The sequence below is a fragment of the Streptomyces sp. NPDC002784 genome, from assembly GCF_053592135.1.
Map to the genome: position 1 here is coordinate 1 of NZ_JBSFVD010000120.1, position 2,889 is coordinate 2,889.

A 2,889-nucleotide genomic window follows, 5' to 3' on the forward strand; every position below is an offset into this window, starting at 1 on the left:
GCCGGAGGTCGGTCATGCGGGTCACTCCGTCGTGCGGCTGTCCCGGTAGGAACGACGGGCCGCGTCGGCGGCCTTGTCGGTATGGGCGTCGTACTTGTTCCCGGTCCGCTCGTCGACCATGCGCTCAGCGCTCGTCACACCCTTGTCGGCCTGGTCCGGGTGGCCCTTCGCCATTGCCTTGGCCTTGTTCGCCATGTCGCCCAGCTTGCCCATGGGATACCTCCCGCGATAGCGCGTGCGTCGTACCCGGCGGCGAGTACCCGGGGAGCTGGGGGCAAACCATCCCGAACGGACCGGCAGGCGAACCACGCGGACGGACATGCACGGCCGGGCAGCGGGCACTCGGCAAGACCCCGGACGGTCCGCCCTGTCGCCCCTCCCCCTCTCGTCCCAGGAGCGGAACGCAGCGAACTGTCGACGTCGTGAGCAGGAGGAACCCGCCCGTGGTTGATTCCGTGAGGCCGGTGGCACCGGCCGCAGACCCCGAGGGCACGTCCGCGCCGTCGGAACTGCTCGCAGGGCTGCTCGTGGACGAGCAGCGGCCCGAGCAGCCCATCCTGCTGGCCGGCGACGGCAATCCCCTCGACACCTGGCGCGAGAACTATCCCTACGAGGAGAAACTCCCACGGAAACCGTACGAGCGGGAAAAGCGGATCCTGCAGATAGAACTGCTGAAGCTACAGAAGTGGGTGCGCGACACCGGGCAGCGCGTCGTGGTGGTGTGCGAAGGGCGGGATGCGGCCGGCAAGGGCGGCACGATCAAGCGGTTCACCGAACGCCTCAACCCGCGCGGAGCCCGGGTGGTGGCGCTGGACAAGCCGAGTGAGCGGGAGGCCGGGCAGTGGTTCTTCCAGCGCTACGTCCCCCATCTGCCCGCTCCCGGGGAGATCGTCTTCTTCGACCGGTCCTGGTACAACCGGGCCGGCGTGGAACGGGTGATGGGTTACTGCACCCCTGCCGAGTACCGGCACTTCCACGCCCAGGCACCCGTTTTCGAGAAGCTGCTCACGGACGACGGCATCACGCTGGTCAAGTTCTGGTTCTCGGTCTCGCGGGGTGAACAGCGCACTCGGTTCGCGATCCGCCAGGTCGATCCCGTACGGCAGTGGAAACTGTCGCCCACCGACCTGGCCTCGCTCGACCTGTGGGACGCCTATACGAGGGCGAAGGTCGACATGTTCCGCGCGACGGACACGCCGTACGCGCCGTGGACCGTGGTGAAGAGCAACGACAAGCGTCGGGCCCGGCTCGAAGCGATGCGGCATCTGTTGCTGCGCTGCGACTACACGGCCAAGGACGAGGAGGCGGTCGGGTCAGCCGACCCGCGGATCATCGGCGCCGCCAACACTCTCCTGGAGAGCGGGGAGGAACCCACGGACCTCTCCCCCACCCCGCTGGCGCCTCAGGGCAGCGGCCCCGGGCAGCACCCGGAAGAGGAGGACTGAACGGCAGCGCGGCACCGCCGTGCAACGAGGTGTTCCCGGCCGACCCGCCGACCGCGGCAGACGCATGAGGAGTGGGTGTGGGAGAGAACGCGCAAGGGCTGGAGCGTGCGTAGCGCACCCGGCCGCCTGGGGCTTTGGCTTGCAGCGCAACAGGGCTACGGGGCGTCATAGGAGGCTCACCGGACGTCACGATGGGCGGCGAGCTGGAGGGCAGGCGTTTCCACCTGGTCGCCGACGGGGCCGCCGCCCTGCTGGTGCTCCTGGCGGCGGCCGCCCTGTCGGTGTTCGAGCCGCGCGGGGTGACCCGCTACGGGCGCCGCCGCCAGCACGAGCAGATCCCACCGCCGCGCTGATCCCCCACCGCCGGGGACTGGCCCGCGCGCAGGCACTGGGTGGGCACCGGCAGGGCCGCATCAGGTTGGCCGCGGATCATCAGCCAGGGCGGACGCGGGTCGGTTCAGTGCTGGTGTCCGTCGTCGTGCCCGGGTTCCTTGCCGGGGTGGGTGGCGTTCGGGGAGGCGGTGGGCTGGGAGGTGGGTTTGGTGGTGTCGCTGCCGTGGCCGCTCTCCTGGCCTTCGCCGCTTTCCTTTTCGGGCACGGCGTCGCCGTGGCTGTGTCCGCCTCCGGACTGGGCCATGGTGGGGGCGATGTGGCGAAGGCCCAGGAAGGTGAGGGCCGTGACGACGAGGATCGCCAGCCCCATGAGGCTGAAGATGCGACGCCAGGGCCTCTTGGCTTCCTTCAGGAAGAAGGCGACGAAGGACAGGACGATGCCGAGCGGTATCAGCACGGCACAGCGTTCCGGGAGATCTGCGAAGTGCTGCATGCCGCCGCTGAGCATGCCCAGGCCGAAGGAGAGCATCGTCGAGGTGCCGAGCACGCGCAGGATGCGTGACAAGGGCTGCCTCTCCTTCGCGAGGATGAGGTCGTTGAGGACGGTCGCGAGCAGGAAGACCAGAACGCCGGAGCCGGCGATCAGCGAGTAGCGGGCTGGGGCCATGGGGTGGTGGACGACGGCTCCGCTGATGAGGCCGGCCCCCACGTAGTAGCCGACGTAACCGAGATAGCGCCACGGCAGAGAGGCGCTCTCCCGTCTGCTGCTGGCACGGCGCTGGCTGCGGGTCGGCCGCGCCGGGTTGGGGGGTGGGGTCGTCGTGGCAAGACTGGGCGAGGAAGACAAAAGGGATCCTTCGAGGGAAGTTGAGTGGGGCCTGGGGCTCTCGACGAGGCAGGCGGGCAGGACGGAGCCGAAGATCGGACCCGCCGGGCACGGCGCAACCTGAGCCGGCCCTCACTGCGCGTTCGTGTGCCGTCGCAGGTCGGGCCAGGTGCATGGCAGGGCATGGCCGGGCCGCCGCTGGTGCCGGCGGAGCTGGCTCACGGGTATGCCCGGCAGGTCGTCAACCGGTGGGCGGGCGGGAAGGCTTACATCCGTAGGACCACA

At 69.7% G+C, this 2,889-nt stretch carries 4 protein-coding genes; 2 read left to right on the top strand and 2 right to left on the bottom strand.

Going from position 1 to position 2,889, the window contains the following annotated elements; all coding sequences use genetic code 11:
- Positions 1–21: 21 nt before the first annotated feature.
- A complete protein-coding gene (locus ACWD1Z_RS36980; protein ID WP_451125243.1) occupies positions 22–213 on the bottom strand; it encodes an antitoxin in 192 nt (63 codons plus the stop codon).
- Positions 214–443: 230 nt separating this feature from the next.
- On the opposite strand from ACWD1Z_RS36980, the gene ppk2 reads away from it, so the two are divergent.
- A complete protein-coding gene (gene ppk2 / locus ACWD1Z_RS36985) occupies positions 444–1,445 on the top strand; it encodes a polyphosphate kinase 2 (RefSeq protein WP_451125245.1) in 1,002 nt (333 codons plus the stop codon).
- Positions 1,446–1,636: 191 nt separating this feature from the next.
- Positions 1,637–1,798, top strand: a complete 162-nt coding sequence (locus ACWD1Z_RS36990) for a hypothetical protein (protein ID WP_451125247.1) — start codon at positions 1,637–1,639, stop codon at positions 1,796–1,798.
- Positions 1,799–1,902: 104 nt separating this feature from the next.
- Here ACWD1Z_RS36990 and ACWD1Z_RS36995 read toward each other — a convergent pair whose 3' ends face one another.
- Positions 1,903–2,625 (bottom strand): hypothetical protein, encoded by a 723-nt coding sequence (locus ACWD1Z_RS36995; protein ID WP_451125249.1) that lies wholly within the window; start codon positions 2,623–2,625, stop codon positions 1,903–1,905.
- Between the last annotated feature and the right edge of the window lie 264 nt (positions 2,626–2,889).